This is a genomic window from Ruegeria sp. BE1, assembly GCF_056538885.1.
Map to the genome: position 1 here is coordinate 394,677 of NZ_JBQFTY010000002.1, position 13,792 is coordinate 408,468.

15 protein-coding genes, 1 tRNA gene and 1 riboswitch are annotated in these 13,792 nt (G+C 59.1%); of the genes, 10 read left to right on the plus strand and 6 right to left on the minus strand.

The window, feature by feature from the left end; genetic code table 11:
• The first annotated feature begins 106 nt into the window (after window positions 1-106).
• From ACR0J5_RS08205 to ACR0J5_RS08220, 4 genes are all read left to right on the plus strand, one after another.
• Window positions 107-994: a MurR/RpiR family transcriptional regulator gene (locus ACR0J5_RS08205; protein ID WP_480652184.1), complete on the plus strand. Its 888-nt coding sequence runs from the start codon at window positions 107-109 to the stop codon at window positions 992-994.
• A 76-nt stretch (window positions 995-1,070) separates the two neighbouring features.
• Window positions 1,071-1,934 carry a hypothetical protein gene (locus ACR0J5_RS08210; RefSeq protein WP_480652186.1) on the plus strand — a complete coding sequence of 288 codons (864 nt, stop codon included), beginning with the start codon at window positions 1,071-1,073 and terminating at the stop codon, window positions 1,932-1,934.
• Between the two features lie 78 nt (window positions 1,935-2,012).
• The gene (gene ygfZ, locus ACR0J5_RS08215; RefSeq protein WP_480652188.1) at window positions 2,013-2,747 is read left to right on the plus strand and encodes a CAF17-like 4Fe-4S cluster assembly/insertion protein YgfZ; all 735 of its coding nucleotides are present in this window, start codon (window positions 2,013-2,015) and stop codon (window positions 2,745-2,747) included.
• 106 nt (window positions 2,748-2,853) lie between these two features.
• Window positions 2,854-3,798 carry an ABC transporter transmembrane domain-containing protein gene (locus tag ACR0J5_RS08220; protein ID WP_480652190.1) on the plus strand — a complete coding sequence of 315 codons (945 nt, stop codon included), beginning with the start codon at window positions 2,854-2,856 and terminating at the stop codon, window positions 3,796-3,798.
• Between the two features lie 54 nt (window positions 3,799-3,852).
• Here the strand turns inward: ACR0J5_RS08220 and efp are convergent, their stop codons facing one another.
• Window positions 3,853-4,416 (minus strand): elongation factor P, encoded by a 564-nt coding sequence (gene efp, locus ACR0J5_RS08225; protein WP_170417618.1) that lies wholly within the window; start codon window positions 4,414-4,416, stop codon window positions 3,853-3,855.
• A gap of 218 nt (window positions 4,417-4,634) precedes the next feature.
• Between efp and ACR0J5_RS08230 the strand changes: the two genes are divergently transcribed.
• Complete coding sequence (locus ACR0J5_RS08230) at window positions 4,635-4,955, plus strand: DUF6280 family protein (RefSeq protein ID WP_108785849.1); 321 nt, start codon at window positions 4,635-4,637, stop codon at window positions 4,953-4,955.
• A gap of 63 nt (window positions 4,956-5,018) precedes the next feature.
• Here ACR0J5_RS08230 and ACR0J5_RS08235 read toward each other — a convergent pair whose 3' ends face one another.
• Window positions 5,019-5,588 carry a cobalamin biosynthesis protein CobQ gene (locus ACR0J5_RS08235; protein WP_480652193.1) on the minus strand — a complete coding sequence of 190 codons (570 nt, stop codon included), beginning with the start codon at window positions 5,586-5,588 and terminating at the stop codon, window positions 5,019-5,021.
• Between the two features lie 60 nt (window positions 5,589-5,648).
• Between ACR0J5_RS08235 and ACR0J5_RS08240 the strand changes: the two genes are divergently transcribed.
• Complete coding sequence (locus ACR0J5_RS08240; RefSeq protein ID WP_480652195.1) at window positions 5,649-7,103, plus strand: cobyric acid synthase; 1,455 nt, start codon at window positions 5,649-5,651, stop codon at window positions 7,101-7,103.
• A 3-nt stretch (window positions 7,104-7,106) separates the two neighbouring features.
• Here ACR0J5_RS08240 and ACR0J5_RS08245 read toward each other — a convergent pair whose 3' ends face one another.
• The 3 genes from ACR0J5_RS08245 to ACR0J5_RS08255 form a co-directional block, all read right to left on the minus strand.
• Window positions 7,107-7,844 carry a hypothetical protein gene (locus ACR0J5_RS08245; protein ID WP_480652197.1) on the minus strand — a complete coding sequence of 246 codons (738 nt, stop codon included), beginning with the start codon at window positions 7,842-7,844 and terminating at the stop codon, window positions 7,107-7,109.
• A 74-nt stretch (window positions 7,845-7,918) separates the two neighbouring features.
• Window positions 7,919-9,337, minus strand: a complete 1,419-nt coding sequence (locus tag ACR0J5_RS08250; protein ID WP_480652199.1) for a TolC family outer membrane protein — start codon at window positions 9,335-9,337, stop codon at window positions 7,919-7,921.
• A gap of 97 nt (window positions 9,338-9,434) precedes the next feature.
• Complete coding sequence (locus ACR0J5_RS08255) at window positions 9,435-10,088, minus strand: protein-L-isoaspartate O-methyltransferase family protein (RefSeq protein ID WP_480652201.1); 654 nt, start codon at window positions 10,086-10,088, stop codon at window positions 9,435-9,437.
• A 228-nt stretch (window positions 10,089-10,316) separates the two neighbouring features.
• Here ACR0J5_RS08255 and ACR0J5_RS08260 point away from each other — a divergent pair.
• Together ACR0J5_RS08260 and ACR0J5_RS08265 are read left to right on the plus strand one after the other, a co-directional pair.
• Window positions 10,317-10,390 (plus strand) — tRNA-Cys (locus ACR0J5_RS08260).
• A 24-nt stretch (window positions 10,391-10,414) separates the two neighbouring features.
• Window positions 10,415-10,759: a hypothetical protein gene (locus ACR0J5_RS08265; RefSeq protein WP_480652203.1), complete on the plus strand. Its 345-nt coding sequence runs from the start codon at window positions 10,415-10,417 to the stop codon at window positions 10,757-10,759.
• A gap of 196 nt (window positions 10,760-10,955) precedes the next feature.
• Here the strand turns inward: ACR0J5_RS08265 and ACR0J5_RS08270 are convergent, their stop codons facing one another.
• A complete protein-coding gene (locus tag ACR0J5_RS08270; protein WP_480652205.1) occupies window positions 10,956-11,912 on the minus strand; it encodes an NAD(P)-dependent oxidoreductase in 957 nt (318 codons plus the stop codon).
• A gap of 144 nt (window positions 11,913-12,056) precedes the next feature.
• Window positions 12,057-12,264: riboswitch (cobalamin riboswitch) on the plus strand.
• A gap of 83 nt (window positions 12,265-12,347) precedes the next feature.
• Here ACR0J5_RS08270 and ACR0J5_RS08275 point away from each other — a divergent pair.
• On the plus strand, window positions 12,348-12,737 hold the full coding sequence (locus tag ACR0J5_RS08275; protein WP_480652207.1) for a DUF1636 family protein: 390 nt from the start codon (window positions 12,348-12,350) through the stop codon (window positions 12,735-12,737).
• Window positions 12,734-13,789: a cobalamin biosynthesis protein CobW gene (gene cobW, locus ACR0J5_RS08280; protein ID WP_480652208.1), complete on the plus strand. Its 1,056-nt coding sequence runs from the start codon at window positions 12,734-12,736 to the stop codon at window positions 13,787-13,789. Before ACR0J5_RS08275 ends, cobW begins: the two co-directional genes overlap by 4 nt.
• Window positions 13,790-13,792: the final 3 nt, after the last annotated feature.

The window sequence follows — 13,792 nt, forward strand, 5'->3', positions numbered from 1 at the left end:
TACGAAAGAATTTTCACAGACCCCATTCGCCTGTCAATAATTTTCCTGTTCAATTTCGCCCACGCTTGATCTTGATGTAAAATTATTCACATTATGCCTGTGACATATGCAGGAGGATCATTCAGTGCGGGTGACGGACAGGCTGTTGGCCCATCGGGACGAGATGACTCCGTCCGAGCGGCAATTGGTCAGCGTTTTGCTGGATGACTATCCCATGGCGGGTCTCGGCAGCATCACCGAACTGGCCAGCGCGGCCTCGGTTTCGACCACGACCGTTGCGCGCATGCTGCAAAAGACGGGGTTTGACGGCTATCCCCAGTTTCAGGCCGCCCTGCGCGGTGAGGTCAAAGAGATGATCTCGGGGCCCGTGGCCAAGCGCGACCTTTGGCAAAATGACCTGCCCGAAGAGCACATCCTGAACCGCTATTCCCAGCAGGCCCTCGCCAACCAAAAGCGCACCATTGATGAGGTCGACCCCGCAGAGTTCGACAGTTTCTGCAGCCTGCTCTGCGACCCTGACCGGCGGATTTTCATCACCGGCGGGCGTATCACAGGGACGCTGGCGCAATACCTGTATCTGCATTTGCAAATGATCCGCCCCGATGTGCGGATGCTGCCGGTTGCCGCGTCCTGGACCCATGACCTGCTGGATGTGCGCAAGGGTGACGTGCTGATCGCGCTGGATGTGCGGCGGTATGAGAACTCGACCATGTTGATCGGCCAACTCTGTCAGGAACGCGGGGCCGAGATTGTGCTGTTCACGGATCAATGGCGATCACCCATTCATCGGCTGGCCAAGCACACGTTCGCGGCCCGTATCGCGGTTCCGTCTGCGTGGGATTCGATGGCGTCAATCATGGTGCTGATGGAATGTGCCATCGCCGAAGCGCAAGAAAGACTGTGGGATTCGGTCAAGGACCGCACGGCTGAATTGGAACAGGCTTTTGACCGCACCAAGCTGTTTCGGAAATTCGGCCAAAGCTCGGGCAGTTAAGCGCTGATTTTGCTACAATTTACAACTGCCCGTGAGGAGTGTTGCCACTTCCTCATGCCACGTTCACTTTAAGAACATGACATTTGTAGCCGAAAACCAATTGCCACTGCTGATCCTGTTCTTTCTGATCGGATTGGTAGGCACCGGCTTCCTGTTTCGCAAACCGGCGGGACACCGGGCGTGGAAGCTGGCCGACCTTGTGTGGGTCGTTCTGGGCGGTATCGGCGCGCTGGTGGCGGTTCTGGCAGGGCTTTATACTGCCGACAGCTCGCGTCTGGATCGACAGATTGACGTGGCTTATGCGGCAACACTGGCCTTTGATCGCGATGCTGCGCGGTTTCGCTTGCGGTTCTGCGACCCGGCCTTTGATCCCGATACCGGTGTTCTGTGCGAAAAGGTCGAATTCCTGTCCGCCTCAACCGCCAGCAATGCGGATTTGCCCTTGTTCATCGCCGTGACGAATGAGGTCGCGCCGCTACAGGGGCTGCATTTCCTGTTTGGGCGGCAGGCGAAAGAAGACCAGGACGATATCCGAGCTATGGCAGCCAAGGCAGATGCGTTCAGTATCGATCAGTTTCTGGTCTTTACCACTCTGGACGACGCAACGCAGGACGCGATCGACAACATGCGCCGCAAGGTGCCCGCCATTGCCGGCGATTACCTGATCCTAGCGCAAAGCTATGACGATTTGGTCGAACAGGTTGGAAAGCTGAAGGATGAATGGGAATATCTGCAGTCCAATGCGCATATTCTGGTGCTGCAAATCATCGCCCTGTGTCTGGTCAGTTTCGCTGCGCCATTTCGATTGGGAAAATCGATTGTCGAATTGCGCACAAGCCTGATGTCCGATGATCCCGCGCCCCAGGATCGGCCCGAGACGCACGAAGATGCTGCTCCGACCGCACCCCAGCAGGCGCCGCAAAACCCACCGAACTCGTAAGCTTGGCAGGATCACCTCTGGTCATGGCCTCGGGAACTCCTATATCACGGGGCCGAGGCAATTGATGAGGACCACCCGATGCCCACTCGCCGTATTCTGCGCCTAAGCGGCTCGGACAGTGACAGCTTTATTCAGGGACTGGTGACCAATGATATCGCCGGGCTGGACCACGGTCTGGTCTATGCAGCTCTGCTGACACCTCAGGGCAAGTATCTGGCCGATTTCTTTTTGAAACGCGAAGGCGAGGCGATCCTGCTGGATGTCGCCGACGCGCTGGCGGACGGGCTGGCCAAACGGCTGACGATGTACAAGCTGCGCGCCGATGTCGTGGTTGAGGACAGCGGCCTGTCGCTGCAACGGGGCACGGGCCCAGCCCCTGACGGCGCCCTGCCCGACCCGCGCCACCCGGACATGGGCTGGCGGGCTTACACCACAGACCCCGAGGCCGAAGATGACACCGATTGGGACGCCATCCGTGTACGCCACTGCATTCCTGAAACGGGGATCGAGCTGACACCCGACAGCAGCTATATCCTTGAATCCGGGTTTGAGGCGCTGCATGGCGTCGATTTCAAAAAGGGCTGCTATGTCGGGCAAGAGGTCACCGCCCGCATGAAACACAAAACCGAGCTGCGCAAAGGGCTGCGGACCGTCCGGGTTGACGGTGCGGCCCCGGTTGGGACGCCGATCACCTCGGGCGGCAAACCGGTTGGGACGCTCTTTACCCAGGCGGACGGCCACGGCATCGCCTACCTGCGATTCGACCGGGCCACCGGCGAGATGCAGGCCGACGAGGCAGCCGTTACGCTTTGACATGTTGCCGATCCGGCACGGCCCGGGCGGCAACAGCGCGTGTCCAGTTTGAACAACTCCCGTGGCGCTGCCACAGTGCAAACAGTTCAAAAATCCGGATGCGTTTATGTTTAAACTGTACCAAGCGATTTGGCGCGCCAGCGCCGGACGGCAGATTGTTCTTATCGTGCTGTCCATCGCCATCGCAGGGCTGGCCGCCGCCCCACTGGAATTTCAACGCGGGATTATCAACCATCTGACCTCGGACAATATCAGCACCGAACGCCTGACCATGCTGGGCGCGGGCATGATGGGAGTGATCTTGCTGAGCCTTGGACTAAAGTGGCTGCTTGGCTACCGCGCGGGCACGCTGGGCGAGGATATGATCCGCATGATCCGCAGCCGCCTGTTGGCGCGCTCGGCCGATCTGGGCGAAACCGGCGAGACGATCCGCAAAGGCACCATGACCACCGCCATTTCGGCCGAAGCGGAAGAGCTGGGCAAATTCGCAGGCGGCGCCTTTTCAGACCCTGTGGTGCAGATCGGGACGCTGATCAGCGTCATCGGCTATATCTCATCCACCCAGCCGGGCCTGGGCATGATCGCGTTTTCGATGATCGTGCCGCAAATCGTCATCGTTCTGATCTCGCAGCGTAAAGTGAATGTCTTTGTCGCCGAGCGGGTGCGTATCTTGCGCAGCGCCACCGACCGGCTCACGACCGAGGATATTGACGCGGTGGCCCGCGATATCGACGCCCAGTTCGATGATATCTACAACACCCGCCGCCGCATGTTCCTGTGGAAGCTCTCGGCCAAGTTTCTGCTGAGCGTCATCAACGGGGCCGGCACGGTCGGTATTCTGATGCTGGGCGGCTATCTGGTGTTGCAGGGTAAAACGGATGTGGGCACCGTCGTGGCCGCCACCAGTGGCCTGACCCGCATTCAGGGGCCCACGGCGTTTTTGATTGCCTTCTACCGGCAAGTCAGCGCCAACCGGATCAAATACGAACTGATGCTGGAGCTATTCGGCCCCAACCCGGAGCGCTATCGCAATATGAAACGCCTGAACTAAAAAAGACCGCGCGGCCTGTGCCAGCGCGGTCTTTGAATGCGTACAGGCGCTGACTTATGCGCGCTCGGAATAGTCCATGGTCTCGGTGTTGACCACGATCATCTCATCCTGGCCGATAAAGGGCGGCACCATGACCTTGACGCCATTGTCCAGAATGGCCGGTTTGAACGAGTTCGCAGCGGTCTGACCTTTGACGACCGGCTCAGTCTCAACGATTTTGCAGGTCACTTTCTGCGGCAGCGTGGCGTTCAGCGCCTCGGATTCGTAGAATTCGACCACGATGGTCATGCCGTCCTGCAGAAACGGGCGACGCTCACCCAGCAGTTCTGCGGGCAATTCGATCTGTTCATAGGTCTCGGAATCCATGAACACCAGCATGCCATCGGATTCGTAAAGGAATTGCTGATCCTTCTGCTCTAGACGCACGCGCTCGACCTTGTCGGCTGAGCGGAAGCGTTCGTTCAGCTTCGATCCGTTGCGCAGGTTGCGCAGTTCGACCTGGGCAAAAGCACCGCCTTTACCGGGCTTTACGTGATCAACTTTGACAGCGGCCCACAGGCCGTCGTTATGCTCAAGCACATTGCCGGGGCGAATTTCGTTCCCATTTATCTTGGGCATGACATAAATCCTTCACAAACGGTTGATGCGTCAGTTCCCGTCCCTATATCTGGCGGGACACCACCTGACAAGACAACGAAACTTGGTGCTGCACTTGCAGCAAGCTATGCAAACGACGCAACGCAACTATGCATTTTAGCTGTATCCGAATCGCATTGAATAGGTCATAAGGACCGTCACGCCGAAAATGCAAGAGCAAGAACAACAAGGAAAACGAGATGAGAGATTTCGTTGACGGCACCGCCTTTAACAACGAACAAGGCAACCGTGCACGTAAACTTTTCGCGGCTGTTGTGTTGGCCGCTCTGGATGATGCAATTGCCGATGATAAGAAATACGGCAATGGCCCCGAACAAATCGCCCGCTGGGCCCGTTCGCGCGATGGGCGCGAGGTTCTGTCCTGCGCCGGTATCGACCCCAATGAGCGGGTGGTCAGCGGCCTGATGGACTTTGTTGGCCGTGGTGTACGCACATCTGTTGCGCTGTCGCGCGAAGAAAGCGAACGCCGCAACGCCGCACAGCAGGCTGAAGCCGCCTGATCCAAGGCGACTTCCGAAAGAAAAAACGCGCCTCCGCAAACCGGGGCGCGTTTTTCTTTTGGGTCAAAAGAACAGTATCCACTGCCGCGCGACCCAAAGCTCTGCCGCCACAAGTACGGCAAAGAACAGCTTGGCCGAAATCGACAACCCCCTGCTCCACAGCACTGCGTATGACGCCAGACAAATCGCCAGCGAAACCGGCGCGACCCACAGCGCGTGGTGGCTGCTGTCCCAATAGCTGACGGGGCTGTGAAAGACCCAATCGCTCAGCGGCCAGAACTGGGGCCGCCCGTCGCCCGCATGCAAGAAAAAGTCCGTCGCCAAATGCAGCACCCCGGCTGAGGCCGCGACAGTAAGCACCCGCCACCCGCCTACCACTCCGATCGTCAGTGCCAGCCCCCACAGAAGGAACGAGTTGTCGATGGCAAACACCGTCTGCCACGTCGTTGAGAAGTAGAGCTGACCAAAGACCACCTGCTCGGGGATACCAAGGATGAGCAGCGACACCCCTGCCATAAGATAAAGCGAAAGGTCGGGCAGCAATGATCCCAACAGCGCGGCGGCAAGGATGCGGCCCCGCGGCGGACGCGCAAAAGCGGCGGCTCCGATCAAAAGATGGGCGGGCGTGTTCATCCGGTCTTTCCCTTTGGCAGCAAATCAGGTCATCTGCGCGCCAAGATATAGGAGACCGCCATGGTTCGCGCCATCATGATTCAAGGTACTGGCAGCAATGTTGGGAAATCGGTTCTGGTCGCCGGATTGGCGCGTGCGTATACCCGGCGCGGATTGCGTGTGGCCCCGTTCAAGCCGCAGAACATGTCGAACAACGCCGCTGTCACGGAAAACGGGGGCGAGATCGGCCGGGCACAAGCGTTGCAGGCCCGCGCCGCCAAACGCCCGACGCATACGGATATGAACCCGATCCTGCTGAAGCCCGAAACCGACACTGGCGCGCAGATCATCGTGCAAGGGCAACGCGCGGGCACCATGAAAGCGGGCGATTACCGCAAGGACAAATCCAAACTGCTCGGCGCCGCGCTGGAGAGCTTTGACCGGCTGTGCAGCGACGCCGATCTGGTTCTGATCGAGGGCGCAGGTAGCCCGGCCGAGACCAACCTGCGCAAGGGCGACATCGCCAATATGGGCTTTGCCTGCGCCGCAGACGTGCCGGTTGTGCTGGTCGGTGACATTCACCGCGGCGGCGTAATTGCGCAGATCGTGGGCACGCAGGCGGTGTTGGACGCAGGTGATCTGCAGATGATCAAAGGCTTTGCCATCAACCGGTTCAAGGGGGATGTCGCGCTGTTTGATGAGGGGCGCGACGACATTGCCACGCGCACCGGATGGCCCTGTCTGGGCGTGGTCCCTTGGTTTCATGACGCGTGGCGGCTGCCGGCCGAGGATATGATGGATATCCGCTCTCACAGCGGCGGTGGCTGTAAGGTCGTCGTACCGCAGCTTGAGAGAATGGCCAATTTCGACGACCTTGATCCGCTGTCCGCCGAACCCGGCGTCACGGTCGAGATCGTGCCCGCAGGCCGCCCCCTGCCCGGCGATGCCGATCTTGTGTTGCTGCCCGGCAGCAAGTCGACCATTGGCGACCTGACCTATTTCCGCGCGCAGGGCTGGGATATCGACCTTTATGCGCATGCCCGCCGTGGCGGTCACGTGCTGGGTCTGTGCGGCGGATACCAGATGCTGGGCAGAACCATTGCCGACCCCGAGGGCGTGGATGGCCGCCCCGGCACGGTTGAAGGGTTGGGTCTGCTGGATGTCACCACCACCATGGTCGGTCAAAAGCAAGTCACCCTGCGCACCGCCCATACGATCCCCGAGGGTGACCCCGTGACCGGATACGAGATTCACATGGGCCGCACCGAAGGCCCCGATTGCGCCCGCGCGTGGCTGGAGGTCGAAAACCGGCCCGAAGGTGCGGTGGACAAGACAGGGCGCATTCGCGGCAGCTATCTGCACGGGCTGTTTTCGTCCGACGCGTTCCGGGCGCGCTATCTGGAACAGCTCGGCGCGACATCAGACCTGTCATATGAGGACGGGGTAGAGGACACATTGGATGCGCTGGCAGACCATCTGGAACAGCATATGGACCTGGATCAGTTGCTGGCGTTGGCGCAACCTCCGGCGCGGTAGGGATTAATCCAGGTTTTGCTCGGCCAAAGCGCGGTAAATCTCGCGCCGGACCATCTTGCGAACGTTTCGGGTAATGCGCTGGCCCAGAACCCCTTGCAGTTCCTCGCGAACGACCTGAGCGATCAGGCCCCTCAGCGCATCTTCGTCCATTGTCAGCGCGGTTTGGGTGCTGGCCGGTTCAACAGGCTCTGGCTTGGTCGCGGCCTGCGGATCACGGACAAAGGTTGCCTTGGTCTCTGACTTGGGCTGTTCAGGCTCAGCCTGCGCGACGCTGGCGCTGTCCGAGACGATAAACTCATCCTCGGCATGCCATTTGAGCGCCTTGTTCGGCGTGCCGGAATAGGCGTCATCACTTTCGCCATCGGGTTCCCACTGGTCCTCGGTGCGGGCAATTGCGGCTTCCAAAGCTTCGATCTTTGCGCTCAGGCTGCCGACAAGTGCATCTTCGGACTGGGATTTGGTTTGCTGTTCGGCGGCGGGTTCTGCGTGTTTGACGATGTCACAGGCCCGCAAGAGCATCGGCTTGACGGAATCTTCGGCTTTGTACGTCGGGTCTGGCGCAGACGGCGATTCAACCGCCGTTTCGCTAACCCGCAGCGCATCGGTCAAAACCAGCCTGCCCGGTTTCCGTGCCGGGGGTGGGACCAGCGCACCGGGCGCTTTTCTGTCATTTTCGCTGACCAGACGCTTGATCGAGGACAATACGTCCTCGATTCCCGCTTTTACGACTTTATCCGTCATTGTTCTCTACCGCTCTATCCTCGGGATCGAGTGTAGCCAAACAAACCGGACCTCACAACAGTGAGTCTTGACCGTTATTCGCGGCGCAACGCCTTGAGGACGCGATCCAGATCCCGGCTTTGACGGCTCACCTGTGCAGGTGCGCGCTTGACCAGGTTGTAGTAGAGGGTCGGATCATAGACCTGCACGGCCAGCCCCAAACGCTCGGCCGTCAGAAGGCCCTGCGCCTGCAGTAGCTGATAGGCAGCGCGCGACCGTTCGGTGCGTGACGCAACCTCGTTCAACTGCGCGTCCAGCAAGTCCTGCTGCGCGTTCAGAACGTCCAGCGTCGTCCGTGCGCCCAGTGTGGCTTCTTCGCGGATACCGTCAAAAGCCACTTGCGATGCACGCACCTGTTCAGTCGAGGCGCGCAGACTGGCCGTTGCTGCCTGAAAGTTCGCGTAGGCCGCTGACACGCCCTGCGTAATGTCTTTCTGCACATTCAGCAGGTTTGCGCGCGACGCATCGCGGGTCGCCATCGCCCGGCGGACCTGAGCCGCCAGACCACCACCGGCATAAATTGGCTGGTTGAAGTTCAGCGAGATTGTCGCGTCTTCGACATCGTCATCATTGTCAAAGCTTTCGGTAATCCCCGCATCCGCGTTCAGGGTCACGTTCGGACCCAGATTCGCGCGCTGCTGCTGGACCGCCAGGTCAAGCGCGCGCACTTCGTGTTGCGACGACAGGATGGCCGGATGGTTCCGCTGTGCGAAGGAAATCGCCTCAGATTCGGATCTGGGCAGGTTCGGCAAACGCGGTTGGCCTGCAGTTGCGCCCGGCTGTTTGCCCACGGCGTTGACATATTCCGCCTGAGCGGTGCTCAGGTTACCGCGCGCCACGGCCAGTTCAGCCTGCGCACTTGCCAGCTGCGCCTCGGACAGCGCAACGTCTGTGCGTGTCACCTCACCCACGTCAAAACGATCCTGCGATGCGCGCAGTTCTTCTGCCGACACGTCCACATCGTTGAGCTGAATCTGAACCGTCTCTTCCTGCAGAACCACATCCAGATAGGCGTTCACCGCACGGAACAGAACGGCCTGTTCGATGTCGATCAGGCTTTGGCGGGTCGATAACACGATTTCCTGGGCCGATTGTTTGCCCAGAACCGAAAAGCCGCCGTCATAGATCAGCTGGCTCAATGTTAGGCCGGTGAAGAAGTTGGACGGCTCAACGCGCGTTACCGCGTCACTGACAGTCGAGCGCGTGTAATCCTGACTGACCTGCACGGTCCAGTTGATGATCGGACGCAGCGCCGACAGGGCAATGGCGACGTCTTCGTCAGCCGCCCGCAGCAATGCCCGGTTCTGTTCCAGCAAACCGCTGGTGTTGTAAGCCCCGATAAAGGCATCTGTCAGGTTGTCTGCCCAGACCGCCTTTCCCGGCACAGCACTCAGCGCTATTCCCGCCGTCAGTGCCAATGCCTTAACTACTTTCCCCCCCGTCCATGAACGCATAACCAAATCCTTCTCAAACCAAAATTACGCTGCCCTAGACACAGTTTGCGTGTTTGTTTTCAACTAATCAAGGCAGCAACACTAATAACGATGTGAACTATAGCGAAAATGCACGCTCAGTGCAAAATGCCTTTAAAACCGGCGCATTTGCGTTGAATCCGTGACGCCAGGTGACCCGTCCTCCGGATTTATACCCGATCCGAACCGTGCCCAGCTGCCCTTCGACGAACAGACAAGCGATGCGCCCGTGATCCTTGAGCTGCTCAAGCAGGGCATCCGGCACCTCTTCGACCCCACCCTGAACCATGATGACATCATAAGGCCCATGCTCTTGTGCGCCTTGTGCCAGTGGGCCCACATGCACGATCGCATTGTCGGCATCTGCCTCCATGAGAACAGTTTGCGCCTCGGCGGCCAAAGCTTCATCTTCCTCGACGGCAACAACAAGCTGCGCCATACGCGCCGCGACAGCCGTGGAATAGCCCATTGCGGGCGCAATATCCAAAACCGCTTCATCATTGCCGATATTCAACGCATCCAGTATTTTGGCCAGCGTCCGCGGCTCCAACATGCAACGCCCGTTCCCCAGCTCGATCAGTCCTTCGCTATAGGCGGCTTCGCGCTGCGCATCGGGCACGAAGTTCTCGCGCTGAACGGTCAGCATGGCGTCGATGATCGGAAATTTCGTAACATCAGAGGGCCGGATTTGCGTATCCACCATCGTGCGGCGACGGGTTGCGTAATCGGTCATTGGATCGCTCTTGTTTGTCCCAAGGGTGATTGGCTTGTGCCATATCCAAGGCAAGGCGGCAACGGCTATGGTACGGAAAGTTTGGTCAAATCACAGTCATTTGGAGACCGCCTGACAGACGCCGCGCAACCCGGCGGCCGATTTTTCCCATCTATCCTCTGGACGCCCCAAAAGAAAGGTGTTAAAACCCCTGCCACACCACAGCAAGTATTTGATTTTACTTGAAAAGGCGAGTTGGCGGAGTGGTGACGCAGCGGATTGCAAATCCGTGTACACCGGTTCGATTCCGGTACTCGCCTCCACTACTTTTCAATGGGTTAGAAGCATTGGCAATTTCTGCCGAAGCGCATTTTACAATCCATTTTACAATTCCGTTCACGCTTTGCTCTCCTTGGCCTCACTTAGAAGCGTCAAAACGTCATCAGTTTCACCCGGCGAAACCTGCGCGTAACGCTCAATCATTGCCGCAGCAGTGCGCAGAGAGCCTGACTATCGAACTGAGGATAGCGCCACCCAGCGAAACAGAGGAAGATGACGCGGACGAAACCGTTGATGAGAGTGAAGCCGAAATCTACGATCAATTGTTGGAAACGCAAAACCAGTTGATCTTCCCAGAGCCTAGTGATGACCCAATTCTCGGGATACCAAAACTAAAAGATGATGAAGGTTAAGGCGATTTGGTTGTGAGAGAGTTCGCAACCAAATCCCGCAACAAATCCCGCAACATTTCTTGGTTACGAAGAATGTGAGATTCGCTTAAGTATCTGTTTTTATTATCAATTAGTTCAGAGTGGGTTCGATTTCAAAACAGGTACTCGCCTCCACTTCTCCAGTTTTCGGCCAACCGACCAAAGCCCTTCGCTTGCGTCATTCGGCCCCACGCCCTTGGGGGATGACCTCGTATCCGGGTTCTTCGGGCTCATCGTCCAGCATCTCAGTCGGAAAACCCGGCGCGGTGATGTTCAGACCTGTGGCCTCTTCCAGCCGCTTGATGATATTGGGCGACAATTCGCGCGGGCCAAAGCGGGCAATCCCGTCGTCAAAGATACGGATCATCGCCGGGTTGATCTCAAGCGGGACCCCGGCCCGGTCGGCGACGTCCTGAAACAGGCCGATATCCTTTTTCACAAGGTCCATCGTGAACGAAATATCGCGTGAGCCGTTCAGGATGACCTGGCTTTCGGTCTCATGCACAAAGGACGTGCCAGACGAGATCTTGATGGCCTCGTAGGTCGTGTTCAGGTCCATACCCGCAGCTTTGGCCGTCACCAGCGCCTCGCAGCATGTGATCAGGTTGGCCGTGGCCAGATAGTTGGTCATCACTTTCAGAACCGAGGCCGTGCCCAAATCGCCGGTATGCAGCACCCGGCGGCCCATCGTGGTCAGGAACGGCAGGATGCGCTCAAAGGTATCGCGGTCACAGCCTGCGAAAATCGAGATATTACCCGTCGCCGCCCGGTGGCATCCGCCTGACACAGGGCAATCGACAGCCGCACCACCGGCCTTGATGACCATGGCGCCAAGGCGCTTGACCTCGGCCTCGTCGGTGGTGGACATCTCCATCCAGATTTTGCCCGGACGGACCTCGGGCAGCATCTCTTGCATCACGGCGTCTGACGCGGTCGGGGAAGGCAGGCACGTGATCACCGCCTCGCAATCGCGCATCAGCTGGGCCGGTCCCTCGGCCGCTATGGCCCCTTTTGCCACAAACGCTGCGACCAAATCCGGATTGAGATCGTGAACCGTCAGATCAATCCCGTTGCGCAACAGCGAACCTGACAGCTTGCCGCCGACATTGCCCAGCCCGATAAACCCTACCTTCATGCGACACGCCCTCCCGCTTGTGTTCTGGTTCCATGCCAGCACGTTGGCAACCGGGGATCATGCCGCCCAGCGACGCAGACAGGTCGCTTTTTACCCGCCCTGCCGCGGATCGGCGCGACTCGCTTGACAAGCGGGCCAACACTGCCGCATGTCGCTGTCGTTGGTGTCTGCATGTGCAGATGAAAAGGGAATGCGTCAGCGGGTCATCCGTCAAACGCAGCCGCCCCCGCGACCGTGACCGGAGAGGGTGCCCAAAGCCACTGGCCCAATAGGACCGGGAAGGCGGGACATCTGCCAGAGTGATCCTCTGACATCCGCAAGCCGGGAGACCTGCCAGCGCCCGAACTAGAAACCGGACGGGGTGATCCGGTGTCGGGTCCATGTACCGACGTGGCCCGCATGAAACCCCGTCCCCCGCGAAGAGGATTTGGGGGGATGAGAGACGTGACCGAAAGCGCGCCAGTCGAACTGCTGGTCTGCACCACCTGTCGCCGTGGCCTGCCGGTTGAGGATGACGCCCAACGGCCCGGCACCTTGTTGCACAAGGCGCTGGCAGAGGCCGAGTTGCCCGAGGGGATCGAGCTGAAACCGGTCGAGTGCCTGTCGAACTGCGATCAGGGGTGTTCAATCGTGCTGCGCGGTGGCCCTGCGCGCTGGACCTTTGTCTATGAGAACCTCAATGAAACCGACCATGTCGAGACCATCATCGAAGGCGTGACCAAATATCTCGCGACCGAGGACGGTCTGGTCAAATGGCGCGAACGCCCTGAACATTTCCGCAAAAACTGTGCGGCCCGCATTCCCCCGATTGGAGCCCTGAAATGAGCACTCTTGAAAAACTTCCCGTCACTGTGATCACCGGCTTTTTGGGCTCGGGCAAAACCACCTTGGTGCGTCACCTGATGCAGAACCCGCAGGGCAAACGTCTGGCCGTTGTGGTCAACGAGTTTGGCGATGTGGGTGTGGATGGCGACACCCTGAAATCCTGCGCCATCCCGGATTGCCCGGCCGAGAACATCATGGAACTGGCAAATGGCTGCATCTGCTGCACCGTGGCCGATGATTTCATCCCCACGATTGAGGCGCTTATGGCGTTGGAGCCGCGCCCGGATCACATCCTGATCGAAACCTCTGGCCTCGCCCTGCCCAAGCCGTTGCTGAAGGCGTTCGACTGGCCCGATATCCGCTCGAAGATCACTGTGGATGGCGTGATCGCGCTGGCCGATGCCGAGGCCGTCGCCGCCGGTCGGTTTGCGCCCAATGTCGAGGCGGTGGATGCCCAGCGTCTGGCCGATGACTCGATTGATCACGAAACACCCCTGTCCGAGGTGTTCGAAGATCAGATTTCCTGCGCCGACATCATCCTGCTGACCAAGCCTGATCTGGCTGGCCCCGAAGGCGTGGCCAAAGCCAAAGAGATCATCGCAGCCGAGGCTCCGCGCCCCCTGCCTGTCGTCGAGGTCGCCGAAGGCGCTGTGGATGTGCGCGTCGTGTTGGGTCTGGAGGCCGCGGCAGAGGATGACATGGACGCGCGTCCGTCGCATCATGACGGCCACCACGATCACGAACATGACGATTTCGAAAGCATCATTGTCGAGCTGCCGGAACAGACCGATCCTGCCGATCTGGTGGCGAAAATCGAACGCCTGGCAAATGAGAAGAACATCCTACGCGTCAAAGGTTATGCCGCCGTACAGGGCAAACCGATGCGTCTGCTGGTGCAGGCCGTGGGTGCGCGCGTCCGTCACCAATATGACCGCCCGTGGGAACCCGGCGAAGAGCGTCGCTCGCGTCTGGTCGTCATTGCCGAGCATGACGACATCAAAGAGGCTGAAATCCGCGATATCCTCGTGGGCGTGACCGAGGCCGCCGAGTAAGCC